The 13,075-nt window shown below is 70.5% G+C and carries 14 protein-coding genes; 8 read left to right on the top strand and 6 right to left on the bottom strand.

What is annotated here, in order from left to right; genetic code table 11:
- Positions 1-166: 166 nt before the first annotated feature.
- Together K9U41_RS11515 and K9U41_RS11510 are read right to left on the bottom strand one after the other, a co-directional pair.
- Positions 167-1,999: a DEAD/DEAH box helicase gene (locus K9U41_RS11515; protein WP_282640980.1), complete on the bottom strand. Its 1,833-nt coding sequence runs from the start codon at positions 1,997-1,999 to the stop codon at positions 167-169.
- Between the two features lie 221 nt (positions 2,000-2,220).
- Entirely contained in the window at positions 2,221-3,051 is an 831-nt protein-coding gene (locus tag K9U41_RS11510) for a transglutaminase-like domain-containing protein (protein WP_282640979.1), read from the bottom strand.
- A 244-nt stretch (positions 3,052-3,295) separates the two neighbouring features.
- Between K9U41_RS11510 and K9U41_RS11505 the strand changes: the two genes are divergently transcribed.
- From K9U41_RS11505 to K9U41_RS11470, 8 genes are all read left to right on the top strand, one after another.
- Positions 3,296-3,778: a Na+/H+ antiporter subunit E gene (locus tag K9U41_RS11505; protein ID WP_282640978.1), complete on the top strand. Its 483-nt coding sequence runs from the start codon at positions 3,296-3,298 to the stop codon at positions 3,776-3,778.
- On the top strand, positions 3,771-4,064 hold the full coding sequence (locus K9U41_RS11500; protein WP_282640977.1) for a monovalent cation/H+ antiporter complex subunit F: 294 nt from the start codon (positions 3,771-3,773) through the stop codon (positions 4,062-4,064). The genes K9U41_RS11505 and K9U41_RS11500 overlap by 8 nt, the downstream gene beginning before the upstream one ends.
- A complete protein-coding gene (locus K9U41_RS11495; RefSeq protein WP_282640976.1) occupies positions 4,061-4,387 on the top strand; it encodes a monovalent cation/H(+) antiporter subunit G in 327 nt (108 codons plus the stop codon). Before K9U41_RS11500 ends, K9U41_RS11495 begins: the two co-directional genes overlap by 4 nt.
- Positions 4,384-5,316, top strand: coding sequence for an MnhB domain-containing protein (locus K9U41_RS11490; RefSeq protein ID WP_282640975.1), 933 nt, complete (start codon positions 4,384-4,386; stop codon positions 5,314-5,316). Before K9U41_RS11495 ends, K9U41_RS11490 begins: the two co-directional genes overlap by 4 nt.
- On the top strand, positions 5,313-5,633 hold the full coding sequence (locus K9U41_RS11485) for an NADH-quinone oxidoreductase subunit K (protein ID WP_282640974.1): 321 nt from the start codon (positions 5,313-5,315) through the stop codon (positions 5,631-5,633). Before K9U41_RS11490 ends, K9U41_RS11485 begins: the two co-directional genes overlap by 4 nt.
- A complete protein-coding gene (locus tag K9U41_RS11480) occupies positions 5,630-7,153 on the top strand; it encodes a complex I subunit 5 family protein (protein WP_282640973.1) in 1,524 nt (507 codons plus the stop codon). Before K9U41_RS11485 ends, K9U41_RS11480 begins: the two co-directional genes overlap by 4 nt.
- The gene (locus tag K9U41_RS11475; RefSeq protein WP_282640972.1) at positions 7,150-8,841 is read left to right on the top strand and encodes a complex I subunit 5 family protein; all 1,692 of its coding nucleotides are present in this window, start codon (positions 7,150-7,152) and stop codon (positions 8,839-8,841) included. Before K9U41_RS11480 ends, K9U41_RS11475 begins: the two co-directional genes overlap by 4 nt.
- Before the next feature lie 107 nt (positions 8,842-8,948).
- Entirely contained in the window at positions 8,949-9,191 is a 243-nt protein-coding gene (locus K9U41_RS11470; protein WP_282640971.1) for a BrnA antitoxin family protein, read from the top strand.
- A gap of 216 nt (positions 9,192-9,407) precedes the next feature.
- Here the strand turns inward: K9U41_RS11470 and K9U41_RS11465 are convergent, their stop codons facing one another.
- From K9U41_RS11465 to K9U41_RS11450, 4 genes are read right to left on the bottom strand one after another with little or no spacing between them, the layout of a single operon-like run.
- Complete coding sequence (locus K9U41_RS11465) at positions 9,408-10,124, bottom strand: ABC transporter ATP-binding protein (RefSeq protein WP_282640970.1); 717 nt, start codon at positions 10,122-10,124, stop codon at positions 9,408-9,410.
- Positions 10,124-10,876 carry an ABC transporter ATP-binding protein gene (locus K9U41_RS11460; RefSeq protein WP_282640969.1) on the bottom strand — a complete coding sequence of 251 codons (753 nt, stop codon included), beginning with the start codon at positions 10,874-10,876 and terminating at the stop codon, positions 10,124-10,126. The genes K9U41_RS11465 and K9U41_RS11460 overlap by 1 nt, the downstream gene beginning before the upstream one ends.
- Positions 10,873-12,099, bottom strand: coding sequence for a branched-chain amino acid ABC transporter permease (locus K9U41_RS11455; RefSeq protein ID WP_282640968.1), 1,227 nt, complete (start codon positions 12,097-12,099; stop codon positions 10,873-10,875). The genes K9U41_RS11460 and K9U41_RS11455 overlap by 4 nt, the downstream gene beginning before the upstream one ends.
- Before the next feature lie 3 nt (positions 12,100-12,102).
- Positions 12,103-13,044 carry a branched-chain amino acid ABC transporter permease gene (locus tag K9U41_RS11450; RefSeq protein ID WP_282640967.1) on the bottom strand — a complete coding sequence of 314 codons (942 nt, stop codon included), beginning with the start codon at positions 13,042-13,044 and terminating at the stop codon, positions 12,103-12,105.
- Positions 13,045-13,075 lie beyond the last annotated feature (31 nt).

Genomic DNA, 13,075 nt, shown 5'->3' with positions numbered 1-13,075 from the left:
ACCCTGCCCTCCCCCGCAAGCGCGAGAGGGTTGGCACCGCCCCCGGTTGCTGCGGCAGATTTTCAGATTGGGACACCACCAACTCATGCGAGCGCCGGAGCGGCCGCTTGCGGGGCCGTCCTCAGGCGCGCCGATGCGGGTTCGCTTCCGCACCGGAAGGCGGCGGTCAGGGGCGGCGCGGCTTCTTTCCCGGCGGCTTGCCGGCGAAGGCGTTGGGACCGCGCTCGGCGGGGCCGCGGCTCGGGGGCTTCCCGGCGCGCGGCTCATGACCGCCCTTGCCCGGTGCGGCCTTGTCGCGGAACGGCTTGCCCCGGCCCGGCCGGTCCTGCCCCGGCTTGTCATACCCGGGTTTGTCCTGAGGCCCCTTCCAGCGCGGCGCCGGCCGTTCGGGACGGCTTGTCACCGGTCCACCGGGCAGCGGCTCGATGACCACATCCGAGCCATCGGACTTGCGCGCGGCCGTGCTGAAGCGGTCGACGGCGGCGGCGCTGACCTCGAAGGCGGTTTCCTCGTCGAAGATGCGGATGGCGCCGATGTCATCGCGCGTCACGCCCCCGCGCCGGCAGATCAGCGGCAGCAGCCAGCGCGGGTCCGCCTTGTTGCGGCGCCCGATATTGAGCCGGAACCAGGCCCCGCCGCCGGCGCCGGAAGGTCCGCCAAGCCCGCGCGCGGCGGCACGGTCGCGGCCGCGCGGCTCGCCGGGGTCGGCGACCTCCTCCGGTGAGGGCAGGCCGGCGCGATACAGGCGCACCAGCGCCGCCACCAGATGCTCCGCCGGCTGCTGTTCCAGCAGCGTGCGGGCGACAGCGGTATCTTCCTCGCTCGGCTCGTCGGTCAGGAGAGGGTCGCGCAGCATGCGCTCGTGGTCGAGCTTGCGGATCTCGTCGGCCGTGGGCGGTCCCGACCAGGCCGGGGCCAGGCCCATGCCCCGCAGCATGTCCTCGGTGCGGCGGCGGCGGAACGGGGGCACCAGCAGGACGCTGACGCCCTTGCGGCCAGCCCGGCCGGTGCGGCCGCTGCGGTGCTGGAGGCTTTCCGCATCGTTCGGCAGGTCGGCGTGGATGACGAGGCCGAGGCTCGGCAGGTCGATGCCGCGGGCCGCCACATCGGTGGCGACACAGACCCGCGCCCGGCCGTCGCGCAGGGCCTGCAGCGCGGAATTGCGCTCGTTCTGGCTCAGCTCGCCGGACAGGGCGACGGCCGAAAACTGCCGCTCCTGAAGCGTCGCGTGCAGGTGCCGCACCGTTTCGCGGGTGTTGCAGAACACGATGGCGCTGGGCGCATCATAAAAGCGCAGCACGTTGACGACGGCGTGCTCGATCTCCTTCGGCACCACGCGCATGGCGCGGTATTCGATGTCGGCGTGGCCGCCCTCGGCGCTCGCCACCTCGATGCGCAGCGCCTCGCGCTGGTAGCGCTTGGCCAGCATGGTGATGCCGCGCGGCAGGGTGGCGGAGAACAGCAGGCTGCGCCGCTCCGGCGGGGTGGCGTCGAGGATGAACTGGAGGTCCTCGCGGAAGCCGAGGTCGAGCATTTCGTCGGCTTCGTCCAGCACCACCACCCGCACAGCGGAGATGTCGAGCCGGCCCCGCTCCAGATGGTCGCGCAGGCGGCCGGGGGTGCCGACGACAATGTGGGCGCCCCGGCTCAGCGCCCGCTGCTCCTGGCGCGGGTCCATGCCGCCGACGCAGGAGACGATGCGCGCGCCGGTCGCCGCATAAAGCCACTCGAACTCGCGCTGGACCTGCAGGGCCAGTTCCCGGGTGGGGGCCACCACCAGCGCCTGCGGCGCCGTGGCGGGTCCGAAGCGCTCGTCCGTGCCCAGCAGCGTGTCCGCCATGGCGAGGCCATAGGCCACGGTCTTGCCCGAGCCGGTCTGCGCGGACACCAGAAGGTCGCGCCCCGACGCCTCGGGGGCGAGCACGGCGAGCTGCACCGGCGTCGGGTCGTTGTAGTCTCGTTCTGCCAGCGCGCGAGCCAGCGCCGGGTTTGTCGTCATGAAGGGCACGGGCTTGGTTCCGCCTATCTGGCAATGTCGTCAGGCGTCGAACGGGAGCCATCGGATGGGGTTGAGGAGGTCTTCTTAATGGAGCAGAGGCCCTGTTACCACGGCCAGCTTGGAGTCATCCAATGCGCGCGACCGCCGCAACAGCCTCATAGCCTGGGAAGCGACAAGCCGCTCCGCGGGCTGGCGGAGCGGCCTGTACAGTGGGGCAGGCGCTAGCCGACGGCGACGGCGCGGACCGTCGGCTCTTCCTCCGCGTCGGGAGCAACGGCGTCGATGCCCACGGACATGCCCTTGAATTCCGCGTCCCCGTAGATGGTCGCGAACGCCGCGTCGGCGGCATCCCGGCCGACGCCGATCCGCACCAGCCCCTGCAGGGCGGCCTGCCGGGTGGCGTCGAACAGATACCATTCGCCGCCGAGATAGGCCTCGAAGACCGCATGGAAATCCGGCGGGTCCAGCTGCCAGGCGTAGCCGCTGGCGAAGCGGGCGGGGATATTGAGGGCACGGCAGAAGGCGATGCCCAGATGCGCGAAATCCCGGCACACGCCGGCGCGCAGCACCATGGTGTCGTAGGCGGAGGTCTGGGCGTCGCTGGAGCCGCGGACATAGTCCACGTGATCGTGGATCCAGCTGCAGATGGCACTCACCCGGTTGTGGCCGGGCTCCAGCTCGCCGAACTCGCGGCGGGCGAAGCGCCCTAGAAGGTCGGACTGGCAGAAGCGGCTGGGGTTGAGGTAGGGCAGGATCTCCAGCGGCAGCTCGCCCACCGGCACCTCGGCGATGCCGGCGGGTTCCTTCTCGATCATGTTTACTTCGACTTCGCCGGCATAGGCCACGGTGAAGGGACCCGGATTGGCGATCACCCGCAAAAACCGGCTGCCGCCCTCATCCTCGGCAAGCCGCTCGATGGCATAGCCCGGCGTCAGCTGCAGCCGCTCGGCGATGATGCGTTGCCGGCGCAAGGCGGCAGCCTCGACGTTGAGGATGAACACGGCGGGAGACTTCACCTCGTATTCGAGGCGGGATTGGACGGCGAAGCGCATTTTTGCCCCCGTTAGGTCCGCGCGCGGACGGCGCGAGGAAGACTCCGCAGGCCGCGCTTTGTTCCAGCTGCCGTAACGCGGGCTGTTCGCTACGCCCGCAGGCCCCACCACCACTGCCGCCGCGCCGCAACCCTCTCGCGCAAACCGTAGCCTGTGCCTTCCGTCCCGCGCAGCCGGCAGCTAAGATGCCCGCCATGTTGCAAAGCAGCATCACGGGCGAATGACGCAGGCTGGGAAGGCCGGAATGGGCAAACTCTTCAGCGCGCACGGCGCGGCACGCTGGCTTTCGTTCTTCGCCGGATGGGTAATGCTCGGCCGCGTTCACGCGATCGACCTTGCCGCCGGCGCGATCATATCGGGCCTGGCCGCAGCCCTCAGCCTGCACCTGCTGCCGGCCGTGCACCTGAACCCAGCGGCGACGCTGGCCTATGCCGCCCGCTTCTTCGCCGGCTCGCTGCGCGCCGGGTGGGACGTGGCACGGCGCGTCGCGGCCCGCCCGCCGCAGGTGCACCCCGGCGTGCTGGTGGTGCCCTGCGCCGTACCGCAGGGCCTCGCGCGGGATGCCTTTCGGGCGCTCGCCAGCCTCCAGCCGGGCACGCTGCCCTTGGCCGGACAGGGTCCGGAGCTGCGGGTGCATTGCCTCGATATCACCGCCCCGGTGGCTGCGGCGCTGGATGCGGATGCCTTAGCCTTCCTCGCCATGGCGGACACGCCGCGCCATGGCTGACCTGCTCTTCGCGGCGGCGACGCTGCTTCTGCTCCTGGCCGCGGCCGGCCTCGCAGCGCTGTGGCGGGCCGGCAACGACGTGGATCGCATGCTCGCCGTCCAGTTGCTCGGCGCGGCGGGGATCGCCGTGCTGCTGCTGCTGACGCCGGCCACGGGCGATCCCGCACTGCTGGATACCGCGCTGCTTTTGGCCCTGCTCGCTGCCCTCGCGGCCTGCGCCTATCGCGCCGCCTTCGGACCCGCGCGGCAGAAAGCGGGGACGCCACCGGCGGTGCCGCGGCCATGAGCCTGATCGCGGATGCCTTCACCCTCGTGTTCGTCGCGGCCGGCATCGCCTTCTTCGCCGCAGGAACCCTCGGCCTGGTGCGCCTGCCGCAGACGCTGTCGCGCATCCACGCCCTCACCAAGGCCGACAATGTAGGCCTCGCGCTTATCGTCCTCGGGCTGCTGCCACAGGCGGCGAATGTCCTCGAAGGTGCCAAGATGGTGGCGGTCTGGCTGCTCGCCCAGCTCGCCTCCGGCGCGGTGGCACAGGTCATGGCGGAGGCCGTGATGGCCGAGACCAAAGCCACCAAGGACGCCGCCCCGCCCGAGGAGGGTCACCCGTGAGCCTTGTGTTCGATGCCGTGCTCTGCCTCGTGCTCCTCGCGGGCGCGCTAGGCGTGGTGACCACCGGCGCGGCGCGGCCGGCGGTGATCGCCTTCATCGGCTACGGACTGCTGCTGGGCCTCGCCTGGGTGCGCCTCGCCGCCGTGGACGTGGCGCTGACCGAGATCGCCATCGGCAGCGGCATTTCCGGCGTGGTGCTGCTGCGCTGCGTGCGCGCCCTGCCCGCGGAGCCGCTAACGCCGGCACCAAATCGCATGCTGAAGCCGCTCGCGGCCGTCGTCTCCATCACCATCGCGGCCGCGCTCGCGGCGGTGGTGCTCGCCCTGCCGGAGCCGGCGCCCTCCCGCGCCGCCGACGTGGCCGCCGCCCTGCCCGCCACGGATCTCGGCAACCCGGTCACCGGGGTGCTGCTCGTCTTCCGCGCCCTCGACACCCTGCTGGAGAAGGTGGTGCTGCTGTTGTCCCTGGTGGGCGTGTGGGCCCTGTCGCGCGATCCGGCCTGCCGGGGGCGGCCGGCCCCCCTGTCACCGGAGCCGGCGCCGGCCCCCTCCGCCTTCCTTGCCCGCGTGCTGGCGCCCATCGGCGTGCTGGTGGGGCTCTATCTCCTGTGGGCCGGCGCCGATCATCCCGGCGGCGCGTTCCAGAGCGGGGCGGTGCTCGCCGCCATGGGCCTCCTGCTGGTCATGGGCGACCAGATCCGGACCCCGGCGGCGGAAAGCCGGGGCCTGCGCCTGCTGCTGCTGGCCGGACCGTTCGGCTTCCTGGCGGTGGGCTTTGCCGGCTGGGCCACGGCGGGCGTCTTCCTGGGCTATCCGCCGGGGGCGGAGAAAGCAGTCATCATCGCCGTGGAGGTGGCCATCACCGTATCCATTGCCGTCACCCTCGGCCTCATCGTGCTCGGCCCGCCGGCCGGAGAGGAACGCCCGTGACCGGCGCCCTTCTCTTCGGTCTCGCCGGGGCGGCCCTGGTCGGCTGCGGCGTCTATGGGCTGCTGACGGCGCCCGGCGCCCTCGGCCGCGTCCTCGGCTTCAACATCCTCGGCGGCGGGGTCTTCCTGATGTTCGGCGTGGTGGCGCGGCGCGGCGCGGGCGCGGGGTTCGGCGCCGATCCGGTGCCCCAGGCGCTGGTGATCACCGGCATCGTGGTCGCCTTCTGCGCCACCGCCCTCGCCGTGGCCCTGCTGGTGCGGCTCTGCGCCGTTCAGGCCGAGGCCGCGCGCGGCGGTGACGGGGACAAGGAGACGTGAGCGCCCTTCTCGTCCTCGCGATCACGGCCCCGCTCCTCGGCCTCGTGCCGCTCCTGCTGCTGGGGCCGCGGACCGGCGAACGCGCCGCCCTGGGGATGCTCGCCGTCAACGTGGCCATCACCGCCGGCATCGCCGAGCGGGTGGCGCAGGGCGGGCGGGCGCTGGGCTATGTGGTCGGCGGCTTCGCCCCGCCGCTGGGCGTGGGATTGCGGGCCGACGGCTTTTCCGCCGCCATGATGCTGATGGCCGCCTTGGTCCTGCTGTTCACCGGCCTGTTCGCCATGACCGGGCCGGGGGACATGACGCGCAAGGTCAAGGCGCGCGGCTCCGCCGGCATGCCGGCCACCTTCTTCATCCTGCTGCTGTCGCTGGCCTGCGCCCTCAACCTCGCCTTCCTGGCGCAGGACCTCTTCACCCTCTATGTGGCGCTGGAACTGCTCACCTTCGCCGCCGTGCCCCTGGTGTGCCTGGAAGGCAAGGCGGGGCAGCTTTCAGCCGCGCTCACCTACCTGCTGTTCGCGTTGTTCGGCTCGGTGCTCTACCTGCTGGGCGTGGTGCTGATCTATGGGCTGTATGGCACGCTGGACATCGCCCACCTCGCCGGCCTGATGGCACAGGGGACGGGCGGCGCAACCGCCGGCGCGGCGCTCGCCCTGATGAGCGCGGGGCTGATGGCCAAGGCCGCCCTGTTCCCGCTCCACCTCTGGCTGCCGCCCGCCCATTCGGGGGCGCCACCGGCGGCGAGCGCGGTGCTCTCCGCCGTGGTTATCAAGGCGCCGCTGTTCCTTCTGGTGCGGCTCTGGTCGGACCTTGCGCCCCTGCCCCTGACCCAGGTGGCGGGCCCGGTCTTCGCCCTGTGCGGGGCGGCGGCCATCGTGTTCTGCGGGGTGGTGGCGCTGGCGCAGGAGCGGCTGAAGCTGCTGATCGCCTATTCCACGGCGGCGCAGATCGGCTACCTGTGCCTCATGTTCCCCCTCGCCGCCTCCGACGACGGGCCATGGAGCGCCCTCGCCTGGACCGGCGGCACGCTGCATCTCGTTTCCCACGCCCTGTCCAAGGCCGCCATGTTCCTGGCCGCCGGCCTGATCGCGGAGACCATGGGGCATGACCGGCTGTCCGGGCTCGGCGGCGTCGGTCGGGTGGCACCGGTGAGCGTCGCCGCCTTCGGCCTCGGCGGCCTGTCGCTCATGGGGCTGCCGCCCTCCGGCGGCTTCGTCGCCAAGGTGATGCTGCTGACCTCGGCCCTGCAGCAGGGCGCGTGGTGGATCGCCACCGTCGTGCTTGTCGGCGGGCTGCTGGCGGGCGGCTATGTGCTGCGGGTGGTGGTGATCGCCCTGCAGCATCCAGATAGCGACGCAGCATCAGGAAGAGGCCTGCCCGACGCGCGGGAGTGCCGCTGGCGGGCGCTGATCGCCCTCGCCCTCGCCTTCGGGGCCATGCTGGTCGGCTTCATGCCGCTCGCCCCCCTGCCCTTCCTGGATATCGGCCGCCCCGTGACCTGGGAGGGACTGCTGCCATGACCGGCGATACCCTCTCCCCGCCGCTCGATCTCTCCGCCCTCGAACCCGCCTTGCCGGTCCTCTCCGAGGCGCTGATGGTGGTGGCGATTGCGCTGCCGCTGGTGCTGGCGTTCGCCGCGCTGGTGCCGGCGGTGCGTCGCGCCTTGCCCCATCTTCTGGTCTTCGTCCCGCTTCCGGCGCTGATCGCAGCCCTGGCGGTGCCGCGGGGGCTGTCGGTGCTGGTGGCGCCCGATCCCTTCCGCTTCACCCTCGCCCTCGATGCGCCGGGCGCGCTGCTGCTGGGCGGGTCCTCGCTCTTGTGGATGACGGCCGGCGCCTATGCCATGGCCTATCTGCGCAAGGACCCGGCGCGGCCGGCCTTCATGGTCTGGTGGCTGCTCACCATGGCGGGGTCCTTCGCCGTGTTCCTGGTGGCGGATGTGGCGAGCTTCTATCTCGCCTATGCCCTCGTCAGCTTTTCCGCCTACGGCCTCGCCGCCCACGACGATACCCTTGAGGCCCGGCGCGCCGGATCGCTCTATCTGGCCCTGACCGTGCTCGGCGAGGCGCTGCTGATCGCGGCCTTCGTCATGCTCGCCTCCGGCACGGCCGACGCCAACCCGCAGATCCGCGACGCGGTCGCCCTGCTGCCCACCTCGCCGTGGAAGACGCCGGTGCTGGTGCTGGTCCTCCTCGGCTTCACGCTGAAAATGGGCCTGTTCCCCCTGCATGTGTGGATGCCGCTGGCCCATTCCGTGGCGCCGGTGCCCGGCTCGGCGGTGCTCTCGGGGGTGGTGGTGAAGGCCGGGGTCATCGGCCTGCTGCGCTTCCTGCCCGAGAGCGTGCCCCTGCCCGGCTGGGGCGCGGTGCTGTGCGGCGCCGGCCTGTTCACGGCCTATTACGGGGTCGCCGTGGGCCTCACCCAGCGACACCCCAAGCGCGCCCTCGCCTATTCCACCGTGAGCCAGATGGGGGTGGTGGCGGCGGTGATCGGCGCCGGCATCCTGAACGGGACGGCCGGCACCTTCACCATCGCCGCCTATTATGCGGCGAACCACATGCTGCTGAAGGGCGCCATGTTCCTCGCGGTGGGCGTGGCCATGGCCTCCGCGCCCCGGCGGGCATGGGCGGTGGCGGGGGTCGCCGGCCTGCTGGGCCTGAGCCTTGCCGGCCTGCCGCTGACCGGCGGCGCCATGGCGAAATACGCCATCAAGCTCATCGTGCCAGAGGGGGTGGCGGGCACCCTGCTCACCCTGTCCGCCGCCGGCAGCACCCTGCTGATGGCGCGCTATGCCCTGCTGGTCGCCCGCAGCGGCACGGAAGGAGCGCCGCCGCGCGGCCTCATCCTGCCCGCGCTCGCCCTCGCCGGGCTGGCGCTGGTATTGCCCTTCCTGCTGTTCGAGGCGGTGACGGGCCTGCCGGCTGGCGTGGCCTTCACGCCCGCGGCGCTCATGAAGGGGCTGTGGCCCGTGGCGGTCGGGCTCGCGGTGGCAGCGCTCCTCGCCTGGAAAGCGCCGCGCGTGCCGGAGGTGCCGGCCGGCGATATCCTGCACACCCTCGGCTTTCTGGGTGCGACGGGCCGGACGATCATGGGCGGGGCGGTGGCAGCCGACGCCGTCCTGCGCCGCTGGCCGGTTGCCGCCCTCGCCCTGCTGGGGGTCGCCGCCCTGGTCGCCGCCACGCTGACCTTCGCCGTCGTGCCTTTATAGCAACCCGCGCCCATGGCAGGGTCTGCGACTGACCGAATCGGTCAACTTGCGGCGGGAAGGCGCGGGCATACGGCCGCCGAGACACAGGACGAGTGAGGAAACGATCGATGCCAAGACCGCCATTTCGCCGAACCGGAAGCTCGGTGCGAGACACCGCTGAAGCGGCGTTCAAATCGGCCACCACCAAGCCAGTGGAGGCGCCCCCCAAGGCTCCGGCTATTCCCAGCGGGCGGGAAATGGTCACGCTCCGCATCGACCGCGAGGTGCTGGAGCATTTCCAGGAGGGCGGCCCCGGCTGGCAGGACCGGATCAACGACGCGCTGCGCAAGATCGTCGACGCCAAGTCTTGAGCGAGGCCAAGTCTTGAGCCGGGGCGCCGGGCAAGTGCGCTGACCCTTGGCCTTTCCGGCGCCGTCACGGCAGCTCCGGCCGGGCCGCTTGACCGGGAAAGGGTCAGCGCGGCCGGTTGCATCCGCGCCAGCGCATCGAACGCCTTGCGCTGCGGGCGGCGTGAGCAGATCACCGGCTCCAGCGTCGTTAAGACCGCAGCGACGAGGCCTGCGCCGTCAAACGGCCAGCCACTCCTCCATCAGCCGCGCGTTGGAGGTGAGCGCCTGCGGCGCGCCCTCGAAGACGATGCGGCCGTGGCCCATGACGCACACCCGGTGCGACACCTTGAGGGCGATGGTGAGCTTCTGCTCCACCAGCAGCACCGACACCCCGCGCCGGTTGATATCGGCGATGGCCTCCCCCACCACGGTCACGATCTTCGGCGCCAGGCCCTCGGTGGGCTCGTCGATGAGGATGACCAGCGGGTTGCCCAGCAGGGAGCGGCACATGGTGAGCATCTGCTGCTCGCCGCCGGAAAGGCTGCCGGCGCGGGTGTTGCGCCGCTCCTTCAGGCGCGGGAAGTAATCGAACATCTGCTCGATGGTCCAGCGCGCGGCGCCCTCCGCGCCCTTCTGCTCGCCCATCCGCAAATTCTCGTCCACGGTGAGGTTGAGGAAGACCTCGCGCTCCTCCGGCACGTAGGCGATGCCGGACCGGCAGATGGTGAAGGCGCGGGCGCCGGTGAGGTCCTTGCCGCGCAGCACGATGTGCCCGCCGGTGGGCGGCACCAGGCCCATGATGGCCTTCAGCGTGGTGGACCGGCCCGAGCCGTTGCGGCCCAGCAGGCTCACCACCTCCCCCTGCCCCACCTCGAAGGTGACGCCGTGCAGGATGTGGCTCTTGCCGTAATGGGCGTGGAGGCCGTCGACGGTGAGAAGGGGCGTGTCGCGCATCAGCTGGCCTCCTCGCCGAGATAGGCTTCGCGGACCGCGAGGTTGCCGCGGATCTCGGCCGGCGTTCCGGTGGCGATGATCTGTCCGTAGACCAGCACGCTGATGCGGTCGGAGAGGGAGAACACCACGTCCATGTCGTGCTCCACGATGAGCAGCGTGCGCCCCTTCGTGATCTCGCGGATGAGGCCCACCGTGTATTCGGTCTCCTCGTGGGACATGCCCGCCATGGGTTCGTCCAGCAGGATCACCTTGGGATCGCTCGCCAGCGTCATGCCGATCTCCAGCGAGCGCTGCTCGGAATAGGACAGTTCGCTGGCCAGCACCCCGGCCCGCTTCTCCAGCCGCACCTGGGCCAGCAGTTCGTCCACCAGATGGGTCACCGCCTTGAGGCGGGAGGCCCTTCGCCAGAACACGAATTCAAGGCCGAAGCGCCGCATCACCGCCAGCCTCAAATTCTCGAACACCGAGAGGCCGGGGAAGATGTTGGTGATCTGGAAGGAGCGCGCCAGCCCCTGCCGGTTCACCAGATGGGGCGGCATGCCGCCGATGGGCAGGCCATCCAGCAAGATCTCGCCGGCCGTGGGCGTCAACTGGCCGGAGATGAGATGGAACAGGGTGGACTTGCCCGCCCCGTTCGGCCCGATCACCGCATGGCGCTCCCCCGGCACCACGTCGAGTGCGATGCCGCGGATGATCTCGATGGGACCGAAGGACTTGCGGACCCCGTGGAGGGACAGGACAGGCGTGCTCATGAAACGCCTCCGCGCTCAGGATCCAGGCGACGCGACGCAAAATTGAGGAGGCCGAGGCCCACCGCCATCAGGCCCAGGGGCAGCCCCCAGGTGACGGCCGAGAACGGCAGCCATTCGCGCCCGAACAGGGTGACCGGCGGCCATGGGGTGCCGACGATCATGGAGCGGTAGTCGGTGGAGAAGAAGCGCTGCGCCAGCTCCACCATGCACACGAAGCCAACGATGGCGAACCCCAGCGCCACCACGAACAGCACTCCCGCCGAAAGCCGCTCCCAGCCCAGGCCGAAGCGCCCCTCGCGGACCCGTTTGGCGAACTCGCCCACGAGGCCGTCGGGCAGGAACATCATCACCAGCACGAACAGCACGCCCTGATAGAGCAGCCAGGAGCGGGTGAGGTCCGACACCGCATAGCCGAAGAAGGACATGAGCGCAGCGCCGATGGCCGGCCCCAGGAACACCTTCACGCCGCCGATATAGCTGTTGAGCACCACCGAGGCGGAGAGCTGCATGTCGAGCACGACATAATTCGCCGCCTCGATGTTGAGCGCCTGCAGCGCGCCCGCCACGCCCGAGAACATGGCCGAAACGGCAAAGACCAGCACGCCCAGCCTGTGGACATTGTAGCCGAGGAAGCGCAGCCGGTGGGTGTTCTCGCGCAGGCCGAGGGTCAGCCGGCCCACCGGCGTCAGGGTGTAGAGATAGAGCAGCACCAGGCAGAGCAGCACCCAGAAGAGGGTGAGGTAATAGACCTCCACATTGCTGCCGAAGGTGAAGCCCCAGGCCGGCATGCGCATGGCGGAGATGCCCGCCTCGCCGCCGAACACCTCCTTCAGGTGTGGCGCCAAAGCGTGCAGCAGCTCGGCCAGCGCCAGCGTGATCATGGAGAAGTAGACGCCGGTGCGCTTGGTGGCGAACCAGCCGGCGGCGATGCCGCTCAGGAGGCCCATGAAGCCGCCCATCAGCGGCAGCAGCGGCGTGGGCAGGAGGCCGACGCCGTTGAAGGCATTCATGGCATGGATGGTGGCGAAGGCGCCGATGCCGAAATAGGCCGAATGGCCGAAGGAGAGCATCCCCGCCTGCCCGCACAACAGGCTGAAGGCGGAGGCGAACAGGGCGGCGATCAGCATCTGGATCGACGCATTCACGAGGCCGGGAGACAGGACGGCCGGGGCGGCGACCAGCGCCGCGACGGCAAGGACGAGGAGGAGGACCTTGGTGCGCATGGATTAGCTCTTGTCGCCGAACAGGCCCGAGGGACGCACCAGCAGCACCAGCAGCATGAGCGCGAAGGGAATGGTTGCGGCAAGGCTCGACACCTGCAGCGTCAGGGGGCCGCCCACCGCGCGCGCCCAGTCGCCGAGACCAATGATCCCGAGCAGGTCGGCAAAGCTCGCGTCGATGCCCACCGCCAGCGAGGTGACAATTCCGATGAGCAGGGAGGCGACCATGGCCCCTTCCAGCGAGCCGAGGCCGCCGATCACGACCACCACGAACACCAGCACGCCCAGTTCCAGCGCCATGTTGGGATTGGTGGTGTAGAACGCCCCCGCCAGCGCGCCGGCAAGACCCGCAAGCGCCGCGCCCACCCCGAACACGCCCATGAAGACGAGGGGCACGTTATGGCCCAGCGCCTCGGCCATGCGCGGGCGGAAGATGGCCGAGCGCACCACGATGCCCACCCGCGTGGTGGTGAGCAGCGCGTAGATGACACCGAACATGGCCAGCGCCACCGCGCCCATGATGAGCCGGTAGACCGGATAGTCGGTGCCGCCGATGCGGAAGGCGGAGAAGCTGAGGTCGGCGGGCACCCGGTAGTCCACCGGGAAATTGCCGAAGAACAGCTTGATCAGCTCGGCGATGATGAAGGACAGGCCGAAGGTGAGCAGCAGCTCGTGGGCATGGCCGAAGCGGTGGACCCGGCGCAGGAAATAGCGCTCCACCACCACCCCCACCGCGCCGACCACGAGGGGGGAGACGATGACCGCCAGCGCGAAGCCGAGCACGCCCGACAGGGCATAGGCCACATAGGCGCCCAGCATGTAGAACGAGGCGTGCGCAAAATTGAGGACGCCCATCATGCCGAAGATGAGGGTCAGTCCCGCCGAGACCATGAACAGCAGCAATCCGTAGATCGTGCCGTTCAGGATCGCCACGAGCAGGTGTTCCATCAGATTATCCCCTCGCTTCCCTCACCCTCAT

It is taken from the genome of Xanthobacter autotrophicus, from assembly GCF_029991245.1.
In the GTDB taxonomy this organism is placed as follows: Bacteria; Pseudomonadota; Alphaproteobacteria; order Rhizobiales; family Xanthobacteraceae; genus Xanthobacter; species Xanthobacter autotrophicus_C.
Note: the sequence above shows the minus strand (reverse complement) of the source record. Positions and strands in the feature narration are given on the sequence as shown.

Excerpts from the sequence above, each read along its gene's own strand:
- K9U41_RS11505 (WP_282640978.1), top strand. The coding sequence starts at position 3,296 with ATGGGCAAACTCTTCAGCGCGCACGGCGCGGCACGCTGGCTTTCGTTC.
- K9U41_RS11500 (WP_282640977.1), top strand. The coding sequence starts at position 3,771 with ATGGCTGACCTGCTCTTCGCGGCGGCGACGCTGCTTCTGCTCCTGGCC.
- K9U41_RS11450 (WP_282640967.1), bottom strand. The coding sequence starts at position 13,044 with ATGGAACACCTGCTCGTGGCGATCCTGAACGGCACGATCTACGGATTG.
- K9U41_RS11455 (WP_282640968.1), bottom strand. The coding sequence starts at position 12,099 with ATGCGCACCAAGGTCCTCCTCCTCGTCCTTGCCGTCGCGGCGCTGGTC.
- K9U41_RS11515 (WP_282640980.1), bottom strand. The coding sequence starts at position 1,999 with ATGACGACAAACCCGGCGCTGGCTCGCGCGCTGGCAGAACGAGACTAC.
- K9U41_RS11495 (WP_282640976.1), top strand. The coding sequence starts at position 4,061 with ATGAGCCTGATCGCGGATGCCTTCACCCTCGTGTTCGTCGCGGCCGGC.
- K9U41_RS11475 (WP_282640972.1), top strand. The coding sequence starts at position 7,150 with ATGACCGGCGATACCCTCTCCCCGCCGCTCGATCTCTCCGCCCTCGAA.
- K9U41_RS11470 (WP_282640971.1), top strand. The coding sequence starts at position 8,949 with ATGCCAAGACCGCCATTTCGCCGAACCGGAAGCTCGGTGCGAGACACC.
- K9U41_RS11460 (WP_282640969.1), bottom strand. The coding sequence starts at position 10,876 with ATGAGCACGCCTGTCCTGTCCCTCCACGGGGTCCGCAAGTCCTTCGGT.
- K9U41_RS11465 (WP_282640970.1), bottom strand. The coding sequence starts at position 10,124 with ATGCGCGACACGCCCCTTCTCACCGTCGACGGCCTCCACGCCCATTAC.
- K9U41_RS11510 (WP_282640979.1), bottom strand. The coding sequence starts at position 3,051 with ATGCGCTTCGCCGTCCAATCCCGCCTCGAATACGAGGTGAAGTCTCCC.